This is a genomic window from Saccharopolyspora mangrovi (assembly GCF_035320975.1).
GTDB classification, from domain to species: Bacteria; Actinomycetota; Actinomycetes; order Mycobacteriales; family Pseudonocardiaceae; genus Saccharopolyspora; species Saccharopolyspora mangrovi.
On sequence record NZ_JAWLNX010000023.1, the window covers coordinates 1 to 17,764 of the forward strand.

The 17,764-nt window shown below is 66.7% G+C and carries 16 protein-coding genes; 10 read left to right on the forward strand and 6 right to left on the reverse strand.

Annotated features, from left to right (window positions below; translation table 11 throughout):
- Positions 1–364: TetR/AcrR family transcriptional regulator (locus R4I43_RS26230; protein ID WP_324268376.1), on the reverse strand; the 364-nt coding region annotated here is incomplete at its 3' end.
- A 248-nt stretch (positions 365–612) separates the two neighbouring features.
- Between R4I43_RS26230 and R4I43_RS26235 the strand changes: the two genes are divergently transcribed.
- A complete protein-coding gene (locus R4I43_RS26235) occupies positions 613–822 on the forward strand; it encodes a hypothetical protein (RefSeq protein WP_324268377.1) in 210 nt (69 codons plus the stop codon).
- Positions 823–856: 34 nt separating this feature from the next.
- Here the strand turns inward: R4I43_RS26235 and R4I43_RS26240 are convergent, their stop codons facing one another.
- The 4 genes from R4I43_RS26240 to R4I43_RS26255 all read right to left on the reverse strand — a co-directional run bounded on the left by R4I43_RS26240 (position 857) and on the right by R4I43_RS26255 (position 5,993).
- Entirely contained in the window at positions 857–1,123 is a 267-nt protein-coding gene (locus R4I43_RS26240) for a hypothetical protein (protein ID WP_324268378.1), read from the reverse strand.
- Between the two features lie 541 nt (positions 1,124–1,664).
- The gene (locus R4I43_RS26245) at positions 1,665–3,005 is read right to left on the reverse strand and encodes an APC family permease (RefSeq protein WP_324268379.1); all 1,341 of its coding nucleotides are present in this window, start codon (positions 3,003–3,005) and stop codon (positions 1,665–1,667) included.
- Between the two features lie 50 nt (positions 3,006–3,055).
- Positions 3,056–4,447, reverse strand: a complete 1,392-nt coding sequence (locus tag R4I43_RS26250) for an aspartate aminotransferase family protein (protein WP_324268380.1) — start codon at positions 4,445–4,447, stop codon at positions 3,056–3,058.
- Between the two features lie 70 nt (positions 4,448–4,517).
- Positions 4,518–5,993, reverse strand: a complete 1,476-nt coding sequence (locus R4I43_RS26255; protein WP_324268381.1) for an aldehyde dehydrogenase — start codon at positions 5,991–5,993, stop codon at positions 4,518–4,520.
- Between the two features lie 119 nt (positions 5,994–6,112).
- Here R4I43_RS26255 and R4I43_RS26260 point away from each other — a divergent pair, with 119 nt between their 5' ends.
- Positions 6,113–6,721 (forward strand): TetR/AcrR family transcriptional regulator, encoded by a 609-nt coding sequence (locus R4I43_RS26260; RefSeq protein ID WP_324268382.1) that lies wholly within the window; start codon positions 6,113–6,115, stop codon positions 6,719–6,721.
- A 16-nt stretch (positions 6,722–6,737) separates the two neighbouring features.
- On the forward strand, positions 6,738–7,676 hold the full coding sequence (locus tag R4I43_RS26265; protein WP_324268383.1) for a LysR substrate-binding domain-containing protein: 939 nt from the start codon (positions 6,738–6,740) through the stop codon (positions 7,674–7,676).
- A 55-nt stretch (positions 7,677–7,731) separates the two neighbouring features.
- On the opposite strand, the gene R4I43_RS26270 is transcribed toward R4I43_RS26265, so the two are convergent.
- Positions 7,732–8,973, reverse strand: a complete 1,242-nt coding sequence (locus R4I43_RS26270; protein ID WP_324268384.1) for a flavin-containing monooxygenase — start codon at positions 8,971–8,973, stop codon at positions 7,732–7,734.
- A 278-nt stretch (positions 8,974–9,251) separates the two neighbouring features.
- On the opposite strand from R4I43_RS26270, the gene R4I43_RS26275 reads away from it, so the two are divergent.
- From R4I43_RS26275 to R4I43_RS26305, 7 genes are all read left to right on the forward strand, one after another.
- Positions 9,252–9,674 carry a RidA family protein gene (locus R4I43_RS26275; protein ID WP_324268385.1) on the forward strand — a complete coding sequence of 141 codons (423 nt, stop codon included), beginning with the start codon at positions 9,252–9,254 and terminating at the stop codon, positions 9,672–9,674.
- Entirely contained in the window at positions 9,671–10,351 is a 681-nt protein-coding gene (locus tag R4I43_RS26280) for a DUF1028 domain-containing protein (RefSeq protein WP_324268386.1), read from the forward strand. The genes R4I43_RS26275 and R4I43_RS26280 overlap by 4 nt, the downstream gene beginning before the upstream one ends.
- Entirely contained in the window at positions 10,348–11,478 is a 1,131-nt protein-coding gene (locus tag R4I43_RS26285; protein ID WP_324268387.1) for a M20 family metallopeptidase, read from the forward strand. The genes R4I43_RS26280 and R4I43_RS26285 overlap by 4 nt, the downstream gene beginning before the upstream one ends.
- Positions 11,479–11,546: 68 nt before the next feature.
- Positions 11,547–12,944: an aspartate ammonia-lyase gene (locus R4I43_RS26290; protein WP_324268388.1), complete on the forward strand. Its 1,398-nt coding sequence runs from the start codon at positions 11,547–11,549 to the stop codon at positions 12,942–12,944.
- A gap of 165 nt (positions 12,945–13,109) precedes the next feature.
- Complete coding sequence (locus R4I43_RS26295; RefSeq protein ID WP_324268389.1) at positions 13,110–14,471, forward strand: MFS transporter; 1,362 nt, start codon at positions 13,110–13,112, stop codon at positions 14,469–14,471.
- Between the two features lie 174 nt (positions 14,472–14,645).
- On the forward strand, positions 14,646–16,088 hold the full coding sequence (locus R4I43_RS26300; RefSeq protein WP_324268390.1) for a purine-cytosine permease family protein: 1,443 nt from the start codon (positions 14,646–14,648) through the stop codon (positions 16,086–16,088).
- 112 nt (positions 16,089–16,200) lie between these two features.
- Complete coding sequence (locus tag R4I43_RS26305; protein WP_324268391.1) at positions 16,201–17,754, forward strand: GMC family oxidoreductase; 1,554 nt, start codon at positions 16,201–16,203, stop codon at positions 17,752–17,754.
- Positions 17,755–17,764 lie beyond the last annotated feature (10 nt).

Sequence of the window (17,764 nt, forward strand, 5' to 3'; positions counted from 1 at the left end):
GCTCCTGCACGACGGCGCGCTTGTCCGGGAAGAACTGGTACAGCGACCCGACCGCCACTCCGGCCCGTTCCGCGATGAGGGTGGTTGTTAATCCGTCGTAGCCCACCTCGTCGATGAGGCTGGCGGTGGCGGCGAGCATCTTCTCCACTCGTTGGGCACTCCGCTGCTGCACGGGCTTGCGCCGCAGCGGTGCTGTTTCTGCAGGCAATGCGCCTCCCTGATCGGAGTTGTGCCGCCAGTCTCGTGCTGAGCCGCGATCCGCGCTTTCCGGACATGCCGAGACCTCGTAAGTCGAAAAGGTGAATTCGGTGGGCGTCACTTGATCTTTGTCAAGTTCGCAACTCATGCGGGCGAAAGTCTCCATCCGTTCCGGTGCATGAGCGTTGCAGGGACTAAGGGACACGCGCCCACGCCGTGGCGGGTACCGCCCGCACGTACCCGCACCTCACAGCAACACCGTGGACAGAGCAAGCAGACTAGGAGCGTCGGCTTCAGTGGGATCGGGAGATGCTGTAGAGGTCGCAATGCTGGTCCGGCGCGCCTAAGTTGATCGAGGCCTCGAGGATGTTGATCGCTCATCTAACTGTAACTATATTAAGCACAGTTATATTGATGCTCGAGCGCGACATCACCTACACACCGACGCTCTGGATTCACGACGCGATCCATCCGGACACCCGGGGCAACGTCAAGAAGGTCGCCGATGCCGGCGTGCACATCGCCCTGGGCAGCGACACCTTCAGCGGCCGGGGCCTGTTCGGGGCGAACACGGTGGACGAGGCCGAGCTGATGGTCGCGGCAACCTCCGCGAACTCAGCATGACGATCCTCAACGGCGAGATCGTCGTCTACAAGCGCTAGCCACGGAGGAATTCGTCCATCACCGCTTCATTACCGGCATCAGCAACGGCTTTGGCCGCGTGATGGCGGAAAAGCTGCTCGCGGCAGGTGACCGCGTCGCCGGCACACTCCGCGACCTCAGCGGCGTTCGGGATCGGCTGCACGATCGTCGATCCCGGCGACACGGGTGCCGACTTCCGCAACCGCAGCGCGATTGCCGGGCCGCGCATCCCCGCCTCCGAGATCTCACTTTCCCGCAGGACCAACGACATCGTCGACGACACGTGGTCCTCGCTTACTCGCGTAGGTGGGTCATGAGGGGACCAGAGTGGGAAGCCGGTCGAGTCGGTGATGACCACGACGGTGCGAGCAATGAAGGTTGCAGCCCTGACCCGCGTTCTGGTGAGCGCAGGCCAGGGCTGAGCACGCTATGTGCCGTAGGCGGGCACGGCTCGACGACTCGTTGCGGAACGGTCAGGCGCCCGGCACGTCACATCCCGACGGGGGAGCTGCTCTCACGATTGATTCGCAAGGTGTGGGTCAGGCCGCCGGAACAGTGTTGTGGCTTGGCCGGAATCAGCCTTCATCTCAGTGTAGGAACCCGATTTGTCGGTCCTTAGGGAGACTCAGTCGAAAGAAGGTCGTCGGAGGGGGCCGGCCTCAGTAGCATGAGTTGACCCGGCTCGACGGGACGGGTCGCCACCCGAGTTCGCACTGCACAAACGCCCTCCCCGCGAAGAAGACGTCTCCTTAACCAGGGGCCTGGGGGCGAAACCTCGGGTGTTTCGCGGTCGCGATTCGGGCGGAGAGAGTAAGGGGCAGCATTTAGAGATCGGAGGTCGTAGTCGGAGCTGGTTCGTTGAACCCGCGAGTAATGCGGAATAGTTGAACTAGGCCGACCGCGACCCAGCTCAGGCCGATGATGAAGGTCAAGTGCGACAGCGACGTCCACAGCCACACGGTCAGCGCCACCCCGATGCCGGGGGTGAGCACGTATCGGAGGAAGTCCGCGCCTCGGTGCCTGCCCCGGCCGATCGCGTAGTGCTTGATGACGCACAGGTTGACGAAGGTGAAGGCGATCAGTGCGCCGAAGCTCACGAGGGCCGCGGCCTGGTCCAGCGACATGACGCAGGCCAGCAGCGACACCACGCCCACCACGAGGGTGGCTAGGTGTGGGGTGCGAAACTTCGGGTGGACTCGGGCGAAGACGCGCTTGGGCAGGGTCCCGTCGCGCCCCATGGAGAACAGGATTCTCGACACTGCGCTCTGCGCGGCCATGGCCGAGGCGAAACATGCCGCTACGTAGGCGGCGGTGAAGAAGGCTGCCAGGAAGTCGCCGCCCGCGCTGACCATGACCTCGACCGAGGCCGAGTCGGGATCGGAGAAGGAGCGCCAGTCCGGGTGGACCAGGTGGCCGACCCAGGACATGAACACGAACAGCAGTCCGCAGAAGACCGTGCAGAGGACGATCGCCCTCGGAATCGTCTTCTGCGGTTCTCGGGCTTCCTCGGAGAGCGTGGAAATCGCGTCGAAGCCGAGGAAGGACAGGCAGAGGATCGCCGCTCCAGCCGTGACAGCGGTGAGCGAGAAGTCGGCGTTGTAGAACGGCGCGACCAGGTCCGCCGCAGTCGAGCGTCCTGACACGGTCAGGTAGCTCATGACCAGGAACGTCGCGATGAAGGCCCCCTGCGCTCCGACCAGGATCATGTTCATGCCGGTCACGAGCTTGATGCCGAGGATGTTCAGTCCTGTGACGAGTGCGATCGCCAGCACGACCCAGATCCATGCGGGCACTGTCGGGATCGCGATGCCCAGGTAGAGCCCGATGACGATGTAGCTGATCGTGGGCAGGAACAGGTAGTCCAGCAGGAGTGCCCAGCCGGTGAGGAAACCCGTTGCAGGGCCGAAGGTTTGCTGGGTGTAGGTGTATGCGGACCCGGCCACGGGGTAGGCCCGCACCATGTTCGCGTAGGCCAGGGCGGTGAACGTCATCGCCACCAAGGTGACGATGAACGCGGTGGGCAGGTGACCTCTGGTCACGTCCGTCGCGATCCCGTAGGTGGTGAATGCCGCGAGCGGGACCATGTACGCGAGCCCGAACAGGAACAGCGAGGGCAGTCCGAGAACGCGGTTGAGCCCGCGTTCGCCCGGCGCAGTCGTCGTCATGGATCTGCTCATCTCGGTTCTGGAGGCTTCAGCTCTTCCCTCGTGCGCGCTCACCGGAACCCACCCGAGGCGACGGCGGTGGTCAGGGTGTCGTCAACGAGCTGCACCAGCTCACCGATCGCCGCGGCATCGGCGATCAGCGGCGGGGACAGCTGCAGCAGCGGGTTGCCCTCGGAGTCCACGGCGAGCCGGCACAGCACCCCGGCCTTCTCCGCGGCAGGAGCGAGGTGCTGCCCGACGAATTCAGGAGCGGAAATCCGTTCTGAGGACCACGACTTGGTCGCGTGGTCGGTGACCAGTTCCAGACTGCGGTGGTAGCCGTCGCCGCGGATGTCGCCCACGAGCGGGTTGTCGCGGAGCGGTTCAAGTGCGGCGGCGAAGGTCGAACGGGTGGCGCGGACGTGGCCCGGCACGTCGAGTCGGCGCATGATCTCGAGGTTCGCCAGGGCGGCAGCGCAGGCGACCGGGTGGCCGCCGTAGGTGAGCGCGTGGTTGTACATGCCTGCTGGCCCGTCCAGGACGGTCTCGATGATCCGGTCGGCGGCGATCAGACCACCGAGCGGCACGTAGGCCGAGGCGATGCCCTTGGCGAAGGTGATGATGTCGGGCTGGAATCCGTAGTGGATCGAGCCGAACCATTCGCCGAGTCTGCCGAAACCGGTGATGACCTCGTCGGCGATGAGCAGAATCCCGTGCCGGTCGCAGATCTCGCGCACGCCTTGGAAGTAGCCCTCGGGAGGGGTGAGGCTCCCACCTGCGTTCTGCAGCGGCTCCATGATGAGGGCCGCGATGGTGTCCGCGCCCTCCTGCAGGATCAGCGATTCGAGCTCGGCCAGCAGGAATGCGGTGAACTCCTTCTCGGTCTCCTGCTCGTCCCGGCGGTACCGCTTGGTGTTGGACACGTGCCGGACGCCGGACATGAGCGGCTCGAACATCTTGCGCACTTGCACCATGCCGTTGAGGGACATCGCGCCGAAACTGGTGCCGTGGTAGGCGACCCGGCGGGCGATGAACTTCCGGCGTTCGGGCTCGCCTCGGCTGATGTGGTACTGCCGGGCGAGTTTGATCGCGGCCTCGTTGGATTCCGAGCCGCTGGAGGTGAAGAACACCCTGTTGAGGTCTCCGGGTGCCATGTCCGCCAGTTCGGCGGCCAACCTCGCCGCGGGCGGGTGCGCGACGCTCCAGGTCGTCTGGAACGGGAGCTCCGCCATCTGCCGGGCGACGGCCGCGCCGACTTCGGCGCCGTGCGAGTAGCCCAGCTGCGTGCAGAAGAGCCCGGCCAGCCCGTCGAAGTAGCGCTTGCCTGACTCGTCGTGGACGTGGCAGCCCTCGCCGCGGACGAAGATCGGCAGGTTCGCGTCGCGGTACTTCGCCGAGGGCGTGAAGTTCATGACCAGGTGGCGCTTCGCCAGTCCTTCAACGGTGTTGTTCTTCTCGGACATGCTGCTCCCTTGGTTCGTCGGTGTTCGGAGATCAATCCCGTGCGGTGGTCTGGAAGATCCGCTGGGGATCTCAGTACTTGATCCACGTGGTCTTCAGGCCGGTGAACTTCTCGATCGCGTGCGCGGACAGGTCGCGGCCGTACCCGGACTGGCCGAAGCCGCCGAACGGTGTGAGCGGGCTCAGCGCGTCGACGGTGTTGACCGACACGGTCCCCGCGTGCAGTGCGTCGGAGACCCGCAGCGCGCGGGACAGATCCGCCGTCCAGACCGATGCGGCCAGGCCGTATCGACTGTCGTTGGCCAGCCGGATCGCGTCTGTCTCGTCGTCGAAGGCGGTCACGCAGAGCACGGGCCCGAAGATCTCCTCGCGCTCGATGCGTGAACCCGGCGGCACGTCGGCGAAGACCGTGGGTTCGACGAAGCAGTCGCGCCTGCCTCCGCCGGTGACGAGGTCGGCTTCGCTCTTGCCGTCAGCGATGAAGTCGGCCACGCGTTCGGCGTGGGCGGTGTCGACCAGCGGGCCCATCCGGCTCGCGGGATCGAGCGGGTCCCCGGGGGCGTACTCGGCTGCCCGCTTCGCGATCCTGGCGACCAGGTCGTCCTTGATCTCACGAGCGACGAGCAGCCGCGAATTGGCCGAGCACACCTCGCCCTGGTTGAAGAAGATTCCCGTGCACGCGGCTTCGGCCGCCGCGTCCAGATCGGCGCAGTCGGCGAACACGAGGTTCGGGCTCTTGCCGCCGCACTCCGGCCACACCTGCTTCAGGTTGGACTCGGCCGCGTAGCGCAGGAACAGCTTCCCCACGGGTGTCGACCCGGTGAACGCGATGCAGTCGACGTCCGGGTGCAGGCCGAGCGCCCGGCCGGTGTTCTCACCATGCCCCGGAACGACGTTGAGCGCCCCGTCGGGCAATCCGGCTTCGGAGGCGAGCTCCGCGAGCCGGAGCGCCGACAGGGGCGACTGCTCGGCGGGCTTGAGCACGACCGAGTTGCCGGCGGCCAGGGCGGGCGCGAGCTTCCAGGTGGCCATGTCCAGCGGGAAGTTCCAGGGAACCACCGCGCCCACGACACCGAGGGGAACACGGCGCACGAGAGCGAGATCCCCCGCGGCCGTCGGTGCGACCTCTCCGGATTCCTTGTCGATCGCCTCGGCGTACCAGCGGAACAGACCCGCAGCACCGGGAACGTCGATGTCGTGGGCGTCGGTGACGAGCTTGCCCATGTCCATCGAATCGAGCAGGGCGAGCTCGGTGCGGTGTTCGTCGATCAGATCGGCGAGACGCAGGAGCACCTTCTTGCGCACGGCCGGCTCGGCTGACGACCAGGCACCTGATTCGAAGCACGTGCGGGCGGCGGATACCGCGGCATCGACGTCGGCATGGCCGCATTCGGCGACGTTGGCGAGGGTCCGGCCGGTGGCGGGGTTGACGGACGGGAACGTGCGGCCGTCGAGCGCTGCGGTGAACCGGCCGCCGATGAACGCCTCGGTGCGCGGGATGAGATTCGCGGCGGCCTCGTGCCACTGCTCGCGGGTGAACGCTGACATGACCCTCCTCATAACCAACCTCAAAACTTGAACGCAGATTCAAAGCCTCGGGAAAGGTGCATGTCAATAGATTGAACCTGGATTGGAAAAATCTAATCAGAGCATCAATAATGGTGGACGTGGCACGGACCAGGACGCAGCAAGCACGCCGGGAACAGTTCATCGACGCCGCGCTTCGGGCGATCAGGGAACGCGGACGCGACAACGTCCGCATCCGCGACATCGCCACCGAGGCGGGAGTGTCCCCGGGCTCGGTGCTCTACCACTACCCGGAGCTGACGGAGCTCATGTTCGACGTGCACCGCACGGTCGCCGACCGGTTCTACCGGCTCCGCGCGGACACCGTTGAGGCGGCGGGAAGCGCCGAGAGCAAGCTCGAAGCAGCCATCGAGACAGGCCTCCCCTCAGGACGGGACGACGAGGTCGCCTGCGTGCTCTACGAGATGCACGGCCTCGCCGATCGCAGCTCCGCGCACGCCTCGCTGATGACCAGCCTGTACGACCGCGAGGTCGCGCTGTACAGCTCGGTGCTGGAGGTCGGCCGCGCGACGGGCAGGTTCACGCTGTCGCAGCCGGTGCGCGAGATCGCCGAGTCCCTGGTCGCGCTGGAGGACGGCCTCGGGCTGCACCTGATCAGCAACAACACCTCGCTCGAGCACAGCGCCGCCAAGCACCTGCTCACCGAGTACGCGCGGCACGCCACCGGCTGCGCGATCACCTCGTCATGAAAGGCAGGATGTCGCCATGAGCGAGCCCTCCTTCACCCTCGTGCAGTTGCGCTACTTCGAGGCAGCGGCCCGGCACCTCAGCATGACGGCCGCGTCGAACGAGCTGATGGTGTCGCAGTCGGCCGTGTCGACCGCGATCGCGCAGCTGGAGAAGGAGATGGGCGTGCAGTTCCTGCTGCGCCACCACGCACGGGGACTGAGCCTCACCACGGCCGGCGAGGCGTTCTACAAGAGGGTGCTGGACTTCCTCGCCCACGGCGCCGAGTTGGTCGAGACCGCTCGCCAGTCGGGCACCGCGCTGATCGGGACGCTGACGGTCGGATGCTTCGCCACGCTCGCACCGTTCCGACTGCCCGCCCTGCTGGCGGAGTTCGAGGCGCAGCATCCGCAGGTCCACGTGTCCCTTCGCGAGGGCGAGCACCACGCGCTCAAGTCCGCCCTGCGCGCGGGCGAGACCGAGCTCGCGCTGCTGTACAGCTACGACCTGGACGACGACATCGACCGCGAGGTCGTCGGGACCGTGCCCCCGTACGCCCTGGTCGCCGAGAACCACCGCTTCGCGCGCCGGACGGGCCGCACGGTGTCGCTCCACGAGCTGGCCGACGAACCCATGGTGCTGCTCGACCTGCCGCACAGCCGCGAATACCTGCAGTCGATACTGCGCGACGCCGGTGTGCAGCCCCACGTGCGGCACCGCACCACCGGCTACGAGACCGTCCGCTCCCTCGTCGCGCACGGCCACGGCTTCGCGCTGCTCAACCAACGCCCGCCCGCTGAGACCACCTACGCCGGCCCTCGCGCCGTGGCCCTCACGCTCACCGACGACGTTCCCCCGCTGGAGATCGTCGTCGCCTCGATGCGCGGGGCCCGTCTCACCAGGCGGGCCCAGGAGTTCCGGACCCTCTGCCGTACCCGCTACACCGCTGACGGTGTGCAGCACGGGCACTTCTCGTGACGCGCGAGAGCGTTCCAGGGCCGGGAGACGATCCATCCCGCCCTGGAACGCGGTCTCACCGGCTCAGGTAGCGGCGTTGCGTCGCGATGTGGTCGGCCACGAACTTGGCGTCGTGCCACACACCCCAGATGAAGCTCGAACCACGGCGCGCCAGCCAGGGCAGGCCGAGGAAGTACACGCCGGCTTCGGAGGACACGCCGCGACGGTGCTTCGGCTTGCCGTGCTCGTCGAACGCGTCGACCTGCAACCAGCCGTAGTCGACGGCGAATCCGGTGGCCCAGACGATCGAGTTGACCTCAGCCGCGACGAGGTCGAGCTCGAGGATCGGATCGGTCACGCACGCGGGGTCCGGCCCCAGCTCGCGGGCCTGGGGTTCTTCCGGGAGGTCCAAGCCGTTGCGTGCGACGTGGGCGTCGGCTTCGTCGAGCAGCGCCAGGTAGTTGGCGTCTCCGTTGGCGATGTTGGTCCCGAGGTCCGGGGCGAAGCGCAGGTTGCCGTCGTCGAACTTGCTGGTCATGCCGACGAGGTCGATCCCGAGCGCGGCGAGGGCGCGGAAGTCGACCGTGTGCCCTCCGCGCGCGCCGCTCACCGCGATGGTGACGTGCTCTGCGCCCGACGGCGGGGTTTCGGCGTCCCACTTGCCGAGAACGCCGAGCCACCAGCAGAAGTCACGCCCGCGGTAGCGGCGCGGGGGGCGGTCGTGCGGACCGACGGAGAGGTACACGCTGCGCCCCGACCGCCGCAACTCCTCGGCGATCTGCACACCCGACGAACCGGCCCCCACGACCAGCACGGCACCGTCGGGCAGCTGCCCCGGATTGCGGTAATCACTGGAGTGGATCTGCATGGGGCCCGATTCGCGCGGCACGATGGGCGGGATCACCGGTCGCTGGAACGGCCCGGTTGCAGCCACCACGTAGCGGGCATTGATAACCCCCTCCGACGTTTCCACCCGAAAACCCGGCTTTCCGGCCTTCTTCCGCACCGACGTCACCTCGACCCCGGTGCGCACGGGTGCGGCGATCTTCTCCGCGTAGGCCTCGAAGTACTCGGCGATCTGCTCCTTCGTGGCGAACGCGTCGGGTGCGAGATCGACGAAATCCAGCCCGGGGAAGCGGTCGTGCCACGCGGGCCCGTTGGCCACCAGCGAGTCCCACCGCTCCGAACGCCACCGCTCGGCGATCCGGTTTCGCTCCAGGACGAGATGCGGTACGCCGCAGTCGCTCAGGTGCTCGCTCATCGCCAGGCCGGCCTGCCCTCCGCCCACGACGACGGCCTCGACCTCTTGACTTGACATCCACAGACCTCCACTCCGGACCGGCGGGTGAACCGTCCCGGCTCACCTCCACGCCGCTGCGTCTCAAGCGGATCCTCGCCGTCGGCCGAATCCCGTGTCCAACAGATGTTTTCGTTCATCTGGATCGGATTTGGAGATGCAGAGCCGTCGGGTTTTGCATCAGAATTTCCGATCCATTGGTACGGAAACATCTACTGGACAGAACCTGGGGTCGCGGTCAGGCTGAGGCCACGACGCTGCCGACGGGCACGAGGAAGTCTCCAGGGAAAGGCCACGAAGTGACAGCTCACCGTCGCATCCGACCGTTCAACACGCGCGACACCTATCCCGAGCAGAACCTCGACAACGACCTCTGCCAGGCCGTGGTCGCCAACGACACCGTCTACGTCCGCGGCCAGATCGGGCAGGACCTCGACACCAGCGAATCCGTCGGTATCGGCGATGCCGGTGCGCAAGCCGATCGAGCGATGTCCAACATCAAGTTGCTGCTCGAAGAAGCCGGCAGCCGGATGGAACACCTGGTCAAGCTGACCATCTATCTCATCGATCCGCGCTACCGCGAGGACGTCTACCGCACCGTCGGCCGCTGGACCCGGGGTGTGCACCCGATCTCGACCGGCATCGTGGTGTCCGCCCTGGCACGGCCGGAATGGCTGTGCGAGATCGATGCCATCGCCGTGATCCCGCAGGAGGAGAAGTGACCTTTTCGATCGTGGCCCGCGACACCTCCGGCGGTATTACGCGATTCGGCGTCGCGGCCAGCTCCTCCAGCCCCGCGGTGGCCGCCCGCGTCGCGCACCTGCGCCCCGGGATCGGCGCAGCGGCCTCGCAGAACGTCACCGATCCCCGGCTCGGCGGCCGCCTGCTCGACGGTCTCGCCGAGCACGGCGATGCCGAGCGAGCGCTCCAGGCCGTGACCTCCGGTGCCGACAACATCGAGTACCGCCAGCTCACCGTGCTCGGCACGACCGGGCCGGGATTCGGTTACAGCGGTGCGCGGACGCTGGGCACGCACGGATCGGCAACCGCCGACGGTGTCGTCGCCGCGGGCAACATGCTGGCCGGTGACCACATCCCGCAGGCGATCGTCGACGCGTTCACCGAGGCCGCGGGAGAACTGGAGCAGCGGCTCGTCACCGCTCTGCGGGCCGGGTTGTCGGCCGGTGGCGAGGAAGGCCCAGTCCACTCAGCTGGCGTCGTCGTGGTGTCTGATGTGGATTGGCCGATCACCGACCTCCGGGTGGACTGGGCGGACGATCCCGTCGACCGGCTCGCGGACCTGCTCGAGGTGTGGCTGCCCCAACGCGACGACTACGTCACCCGGGGGCTCCACCCCGCCTCCGCACCGTCCTACGGCGTTCCGGGAGACGAGTCATGACCGGCCTGAAGTCCGCCGCCCGCGCCGCGATCACCCGGCACGCCGACGAGCTGATCGGCCTGTCGGCGCGTCTGCACGCCGACCCGGAGACGGCGTGGGAGGAGCACCGCGCCGCCGCCGCGGTGCCGGAACTGCTGGAACGGGCCGGGTTCGCGGTCACCTCCGCCTATCTCGGGCTGGACACCGCGTTCCACGCGAGCTTCGGCACGGGCCCCACGCGGATCGCGCTGTGCGCTGAGTACGACGCTCTGCCGGGCCTCGGTCACGCCTGCGGGCACAACCTCATCGCGGCGAGTTCGATCGGCGCGGCACTCGGGCTCGCCGCGGTCGCTGACGACGCCGGGCTGACGGTCGAGGTCTACGGCACCCCCGCTGAAGAAGGCGGCGGCGGCAAGATCGAGCTCCTCGACCGCGGTGCCTTCGCGGGAGTGGATCTCGCGATGATGGTGCACCCCGCACCCGTCGACGTCGCCGAGGCCCGGCCGTTCGCCGTGAGCCATGCGAAGGTCTCCTACGCGGGCAAGTCCGCGCACGCCGCCGCCTACCCCGAATCCGGGATCAACGCGGCTGATGCCTTCACCGTGGCCCAGGTCGCCATCGGTCTGCTCCGCCAGCACATGCCCTCCTCGGCGCGCGTGCACGGCGTGGTGACGCACGCCGGGGACGCACCGAACGCGATCCCCGAGCACGCCACCGGCCGTTGGTACGTGCGCGCCGAGACGCTCGCGGAGCTGGCCGAGTTGGAGCCACGCGTGCTGCGCGCTTTCGAGGCCGGGGCGCTGGCCACCGGCTGCGAGCTCACCGTGGAACCGGAGAGCAAGCCCTACGCCGAGTTCCGCGCAGACGAGGCGGCACTGGCGGCCTACCGCGCCAACGCCGTCGAGCTCGGGCGCGAGTTCGCCCAGGACGGCGCGGCGTCCCGAATGAACCGGGCGTCCACCGACATGGGCAACGTCTCGCAGGTGGTGCCCGCCATCCACCCCTACATCGGCGTCGGCTCGCTGCCGGCGATCAACCATCAGCGGGAGTTCGCCGACCACTGCATCGGGGGCACCGCGGAACGCGCACTGCTCGACGGCGCGACGGCGCTGGCCTGGACCGGGGTGGACCGAGCGGCAGTGCCGTGACGTTCGATCCGCTTGCCGCAGCAACCCGTACACCGACGTTCTGAGCCGACAACTTGGGAAGGACAACGATGTCCCGCACCGACCACGACATGCTCGGCCAGGTGAGCGTGCCCGCGGACGCCTACTACGGCGCCCACACCGCGCGCGCCGTGTCCAACTTCCCCATCACGCGGGAAACACTCGGCGATCGTCCGCACCTGGTCGTGGCGCTGGCGACGGTCAAGCAGGCGGCCGCCACCGCGAACGCGGAGGTCGGCGCCCTCGATCGCACCAGGGCCGAGGCCATCGCGAAGGCGTGCACCGAGATCAGGAGCGGACGGCTGCACGACCAGTTCGTCGTCGACCTCATCCAAGGCGGCGCAGGAACCTCGACCAACATGAACGCCAACGAGGTCATCGCCAACCGCGCCCTCGAACTGCTCGGCCACCACCGCGGGGAGCACTCCGCGCTCCACCCGCTCGATCACGTCAACCTCGGGCAGAGCACCAACGACGTCTATCCCACCGCGGTCAAGATCGCGCTCGACAGCCACCTCGCCGAGCTGCTCGGAGCCCTCGGGCTTCTTCGAGAAGCCTTCTCCGACAAGGCGACCGAGTTCTCCGACGTCCTCAAAATGGGTCGGACGCAGTTGCAGGACGCGGTCCCGATCACTCTGGGGCAGGAATTCGGCGCATTCGCCGCCACGCTCGCCGAGGACGAGCAACGCCTCGCCGAAGTCCGCCCCCTGCTGCACGAACTCAACCTCGGCGGCACGGCGATCGGCACCGGGCTCAACGCCCGACCCGGCTACCGCGAGCGCGCCGTGGCGCACCTGCGCGAGCTCACCGGCATTCCCACGCTGACCTCCGCACCCGACCTCATCGAGGCCACCCAGGACGTCGGAGTGTTCGTCCAGCTGTCCGGAGTGCTCAAACGTGTCGCCGTCAAGCTGTCGAAGATCTGCAACGACCTCAGGCTGCTCTCCTCCGGGCCGCAGACCGGGTTCGGCGAGATCGTGCTGCCCGCACGGCAGGCCGGGTCGTCGATCATGCCCGGCAAGGTCAACCCGGTCGTCCCCGAGGTCGTCAACCAGATCGCGTTCGAGGTGATCGGCAACGACGTCACGATCACCCTCGCCGCCGAAGGCGGACAGCTCCAGCTCAACGCCTTCGAGCCGATCATCGCACGAGCCCTGACCTCCGGACTCGCCCACCTCACCGCGGGGATCGGCGTTCTCACCGAGAACTGCGTGCGCGGCATCACCGCCCGCCAAGAGCGGCTGGCCGACCTGGTCTGCACATCCACAGGCCTGGTGACCGCCCTGAGCCCGGCGCTGGGTTACGAAACCGCATGCGCTCTCGCGCTGGAGGCCCACCGAACCGGTCGTCCCGCGCTCGACCTCGTCCGGGAGCGGCAGCTGCTCACCGACGAGCGGATCGGAGCGCTGACGACCCCGCAGGCCCTCACCGGCGGCCCCGCGGGCTAATTTCCGCCGTTACGTTTTCGTTTCGCGCGGTCAGACGGATGTTTCGACCCGCCCGCCGCGACCCTGCATAGATCTTTTCGATGCACTGCTGCGCTTATTTCTTCTTGTTGGATGCCGCGGACCACTCCTAGCGTCCACGTCAACCCCGGTCCTAGGAGGCCACCGATGACCGCACCCGAATCCACTCCCACCAGAGAAATCACCGACGTGGTCGCCGATCCCGCGGTGCTGCGCCGCAGCGTCGCCGCCGGTGCGGTCGGCGTGTTCGTGCACTGGTTCGACTGGGCGGCGTACGCCTACCTGGCGAGCACGATCGCAACGGTCTTCTTTCCCGACGGTGATGCCACCGCCGGACTCCTCGCCGTCTTCGGCGTCTTCGCGGTGTCGTTCGGCATCCGCCCCATAGGCGCGCTGGTCTTCGGGCCGCTCGGCGACCGGATCGGCCGCAAGCGCACGCTGTCCCTCGTCATCTTCATGATGTCCGGTGCCACGCTCGCCATCGGGCTCCTCCCGGGCTACTCGACGATCGGGATCGCCGCACCGCTGCTGCTCGTCCTGCTCCGGCTGCTGCAAGGATTCGCGGCAGGCGGGGAGTTCGGCAGCGCTGCGAGCTTCCTCGCCGAGTACGCCCCGCGCCGGAACCGCGGCTTCGGCGTCAGCTGGCTCGAAGTGGGCTCCCTGCTCGGGTTCCTGGCCGGATCGTTCGTGTTCCTCCTCCTGTCGGTCGGCCTCTCCGACGAGCAGCTCACCTCGTGGGGCTGGCGCATCCCGTTCCTCATCGCCGCCCCGCTGGGCGTCATCGGGTTCATCATCCGCAACAAGATCGAAGACACGCCTGAGTACCGCGCGCTCGAGCAGACCGACAGCGTGCCGCGCAGCCCGGTCCGGGAACTCTTCCGCAACAACAAGAAGCAGCTTCTCCAAGCCGCTGGTCTGATGACGATGATGCACGTCCCGTTCTACGCCGTGCTCACCTACCTCGTCACCTACGAGACCGACTACCTCGGCCACTCCGCCGGCAGTGCCGCCTTCCTGTCCACCGTCATCTCCCTCGTCGGCCTGGTTCTGGTTCCCGCGTTCGGCCGATTTTCCGACCGCGTCGGCAGGCGACCGGTCCTGATCGGCGCGGGAATCGCCCTGTTCGTCCTCGCAACGCCCAGCTACCTGCTGATGCGCACCGGTCTCGCCGGAACCTGGATCGGCGGGCTTGCGCTCGGTGTCGTGCTCTCGGCCATCCTGGGGACCTACGCGGTGTGGTCCGCCGAGATCTTCCCGACCCGAACCCGCCAGGGAGGGCTGTCCATCGCGTACAACGTCACCGCCGCCCTGTTCGCCGGCACCGTGCCCTACTTGATGACCGTGCTGATCTCCGCCACCGGCAGCACCCTCGTCCCCGGTCCGTACCTCATGGTCGCCGCCGCGATCGGGCTCATCGCCGCCTTCAGCCTCCGCGAAACCGCTGGAAAGCCATTGCTGCACCACCAAGATGTTGTAAGCAAGAGTAGTGGCCGAGATCGTAAGGCTTAAAGAAGCAGGATCCCACTGCGCCTGTATCGGCTTCCAAAGACATCGGCGACTATAAGAAGGAGCCGTTCAGGGCTTTATTGCAGTTGTAGAATTCACCACTCCTTCAGCGCCTGGCAGGCCATAGGTTCGTCGTCTTTAAATTCAACTATTTGGCACCCGTCGAAAGGTTGGCAGATGGCTGCGTCCGAACCTACTGAGTCCTTGGAAATGGAAATACGCACGATCGATCACATTCCGGAGGACGAGCGGCACGGTCGTGCGCGCAATCTCTTCACGGTCTGGTTCGGCTCCAACATCATGCTGCTCACCGTCGCCACGGGCGTGGTTGCGACCACGGTCTATGATCTGCCGATCTGGAGCGCGCTTCTAGCGCTGGCGTTCGGCAATCTGGCCGGCGGCGTCGTGATGGCGATGCACGCCGCTCAAGGCCCGCAAATGGGCGTACCTCAGATGCTTCAGACACGCGCCCAGTTCGGATCCTTCGGCAGCCTGCTCGTTGTCGTGCTCGTGATCGTGATGTACGTCGGATTCTTCGCCTCGAATATGGTGCTCGGCGGACAGGCTTTATCGCACCTGGCTGGTCTCGACGTCTCGATCTCGGTCATTTTGATCGGTCTTATCAGCGTGGCAGGTGCTGTGGTCGGTTACCGGCTCATCCATGCGCTCACCGGGGTGATGTCCGTCGTCGCCGGCGTCACTCTTGTGCTCGCCTTTGTCTGGATGCTGGTGGTCAACGGCGTCCCGAGTGGAACCTTCGATACCGCCGGATCGACCTGGCTGGGCTTCATGGGCACGCTTTCCCTGGCGGCACTGTGGCAAATCGCCTATGCACCGTATGTCTCGGACTACACCCGGTACATGCCGAAGGACACGGGTGTTCGGCCGGCGTTCTGGGCGACCTATGCAGGGGCGGTGCTGGGTTCCCTGCTTCCGATGTTGCTCGGAGCGATTGTCGGGGCTGCAATACCGGAGGCCGACACCGTCACCGGGCTCGCCGGCCTCGTGGATGGCATCGATGCGGCGGTCATCGCCGTTTTCGGGGTCGGGATCGCCTGCACGAACGCGATGAACCTGTACTGCGGTGCGCTGTCTGTGCTCACGGTCGGTCAGACCCTCTTTCCTCGTTGGTCTCCGCAGGCGGGCGCACGAGCGGTCGTCGCCTCTGTGCTGTTCGCCAGCTCCCTGGTGATGGCTTTGGTTGGCAAAGACAATTTCCTGGTGAACTTCACCAATTTCATGCTCCTGCTGCTGTGTGTTCTGATTCCGTGGACTGCGATCAACCTAGTCGACTATTACGCCATCAAACACGGCGTGTATGACATTGACGCACTCTTTCGGCGCGACGGCGGTATCTATGGAGTCTTCAACTGGGTGGCTGTCGTCTGCTACTGCTTGGGAATCGCCGTCCAGGTTCCGTTCTTGAGCACGCCGATGTATACGGGCCCGGTGGCGACGTTGATGCACGGTGTCGATATCTCCTGGATCGTCGGCCTTCTCGCCATCATCCCGCTCTACTACATCCTCATGCGCGTGAACGGGGGAGTGAAGCCGATTGCTGTAGAAGTCCTTGACCCCGAAGTCGTGGCGTTCAAGGAGGGAGGAGACACGCAGGCGTGACCGCGTTCTTGTCGAACACCGGCGTATCTGCTCGCGCCTCCCTCCGGACCGTGACCAGGTGCACCTCACGAGAGACGGCGTACCCGAATTGCTCACGAACTAGGAGGTGCCTATGACGTACGACGTCGTAGTAGTGGGCGGAGGCACGGCTGGTTCTCTGCTGGCCACCCGCTTGTCCGAGGACCCCGACACCTCGGTGGCGCTGGTGGAATGGGGGCCGGACGATCGCGGCGAAGAGCGAGCGCGCATGTTGCGTCGTTGGCCGGAGATGCTTGAGGGCGAGTTCGACCTCGACTACCGGCTCGAGCCACAGCAACGGGGAAATGCGGGCATCAGGCTGGCGCGGATGCGGCTGCTGGGCGGGTGTTCCAACGCCAACACGATGATTACATGGCGCCCACTGCCAGCAGACTTGCATGAGTGGGTTACCGTCGGGGCGGCCGGTTGGGAGCCGGAGAACGTCCTCCCGTACTACGATCATTTACAGACTCGGATCGTCCCGGTCGCGGAGGACGACCGCAATCCTTATGTCGCCGATGTGGTCGCCGCGGCCGCGGAGGCGCTCGGCGTTCCTGTTCAGGACCGCTGGAACGATGGGCGTCTGGACTCGCGAGCTGAAGGAGTCGGGTTTTTCGAGGTTGGCTACATCCCCGAAACCAATCAGCGGGGTGCCACGTCCCTCGACTACCTCCACCCGGTCATGGAGGTGCGCGACAACCTCCACGTGCTGACCGGGCTGCGGGCGGAGCAGGTGCTGCTGCAACACGAGCGGGCTGAGGGGGTACTCGTACGGGACGGGCGCGGCACCACACGCGAGATTCGCGCCAACCGTGAGGTGGTGCTGTGCTGTGGCGCCGTGGACAGCCCACGGCTGCTCCAGTTGTCTGGGATTGGCCCGCGCGAGGTTCTGGAGCGTGCCGGGATCGATGTGCGCGTGGACCTACCCGGTGTGGGGGAGAACCTCCAGGACCATGCCGAAGGGCTGGTGGTGTGGGAAGCGAGACGACGCCCGTCCATGACCTGCGCGAGTGGGTGGGACGCGGGAGCACTTCTGTCTTGTGAGGGGAATCCAGCGCAGCCGGATGTTCTGATGCACATACCGACCGAACCATGGACTGTTCATGCCGAAGCGTACGGTGCCGAACTACCTGAGCAGATCGTTTCCCTGACTCCCAACGTGGCCAAGCCGACGAGCCGCGGCCGGATCTGGGTCGTCTCGGCAGACCCGGATCAGCCGCCGGCGATCGACCCCCGCTACTTCACCGATGCGGACGGGCACGACGAGCGGATGCTGCTCGCTGGGGTGCGCGCAGCCCGTGAGATCGCCAAGTTCGAGCCGTTCGCCTCCTGGCTGACGCGAGAGGTCTTCCCCGGGCCGACCGTGCAGTCCGACGCGGAGCTTTCCGAGATCGCCCGGGCGACTCACCAAACCGTCTATCATCCCTGTGGCACGTGTCGGATGGGGGCAGAAGACGATCCGATGGCGGTGCTGGACGCCAAGCTCCGCGTGCGTGGCGTGGACGGTCTTCGGGTCGTCGACGCCTCGGTGTTCCCATCCATCACGTCGGTAAATCCCGTCGGCACCGTGATGGTCATCGCCGAGCGGGCGGCCGACCTGATTCAGCAAGAGGACCGTTCCGCTTCTTCGAAGGCGGCTTCTGTGTAGGCGACCTGAT

Bases quoted from the DNA above. Each gene is read 5' to 3' on its own strand.
- R4I43_RS26235 (WP_324268377.1), top strand. From the start codon at position 613: ATGCTCGAGCGCGACATCACCTACACACCGACGCTCTGGATTCACGAC.
- R4I43_RS26245 (WP_324268379.1), bottom strand. From the start codon at position 3,005: ATGACGACGACTGCGCCGGGCGAACGCGGGCTCAACCGCGTTCTCGGA.
- R4I43_RS26250 (WP_324268380.1), bottom strand. From the start codon at position 4,447: ATGTCCGAGAAGAACAACACCGTTGAAGGACTGGCGAAGCGCCACCTG.
- R4I43_RS26255 (WP_324268381.1), bottom strand. From the start codon at position 5,993: ATGTCAGCGTTCACCCGCGAGCAGTGGCACGAGGCCGCCGCGAATCTC.
- R4I43_RS26265 (WP_324268383.1), top strand. From the start codon at position 6,738: ATGAGCGAGCCCTCCTTCACCCTCGTGCAGTTGCGCTACTTCGAGGCA.
- R4I43_RS26270 (WP_324268384.1), bottom strand. From the start codon at position 8,973: ATGTCAAGTCAAGAGGTCGAGGCCGTCGTCGTGGGCGGAGGGCAGGCC.
- R4I43_RS26285 (WP_324268387.1), top strand. From the start codon at position 10,348: ATGACCGGCCTGAAGTCCGCCGCCCGCGCCGCGATCACCCGGCACGCC.
- R4I43_RS26290 (WP_324268388.1), top strand. From the start codon at position 11,547: ATGTCCCGCACCGACCACGACATGCTCGGCCAGGTGAGCGTGCCCGCG.
- R4I43_RS26295 (WP_324268389.1), top strand. From the start codon at position 13,110: ATGACCGCACCCGAATCCACTCCCACCAGAGAAATCACCGACGTGGTC.
- R4I43_RS26300 (WP_324268390.1), top strand. From the start codon at position 14,646: ATGGCTGCGTCCGAACCTACTGAGTCCTTGGAAATGGAAATACGCACG.
- R4I43_RS26305 (WP_324268391.1), top strand. From the start codon at position 16,201: ATGACGTACGACGTCGTAGTAGTGGGCGGAGGCACGGCTGGTTCTCTG.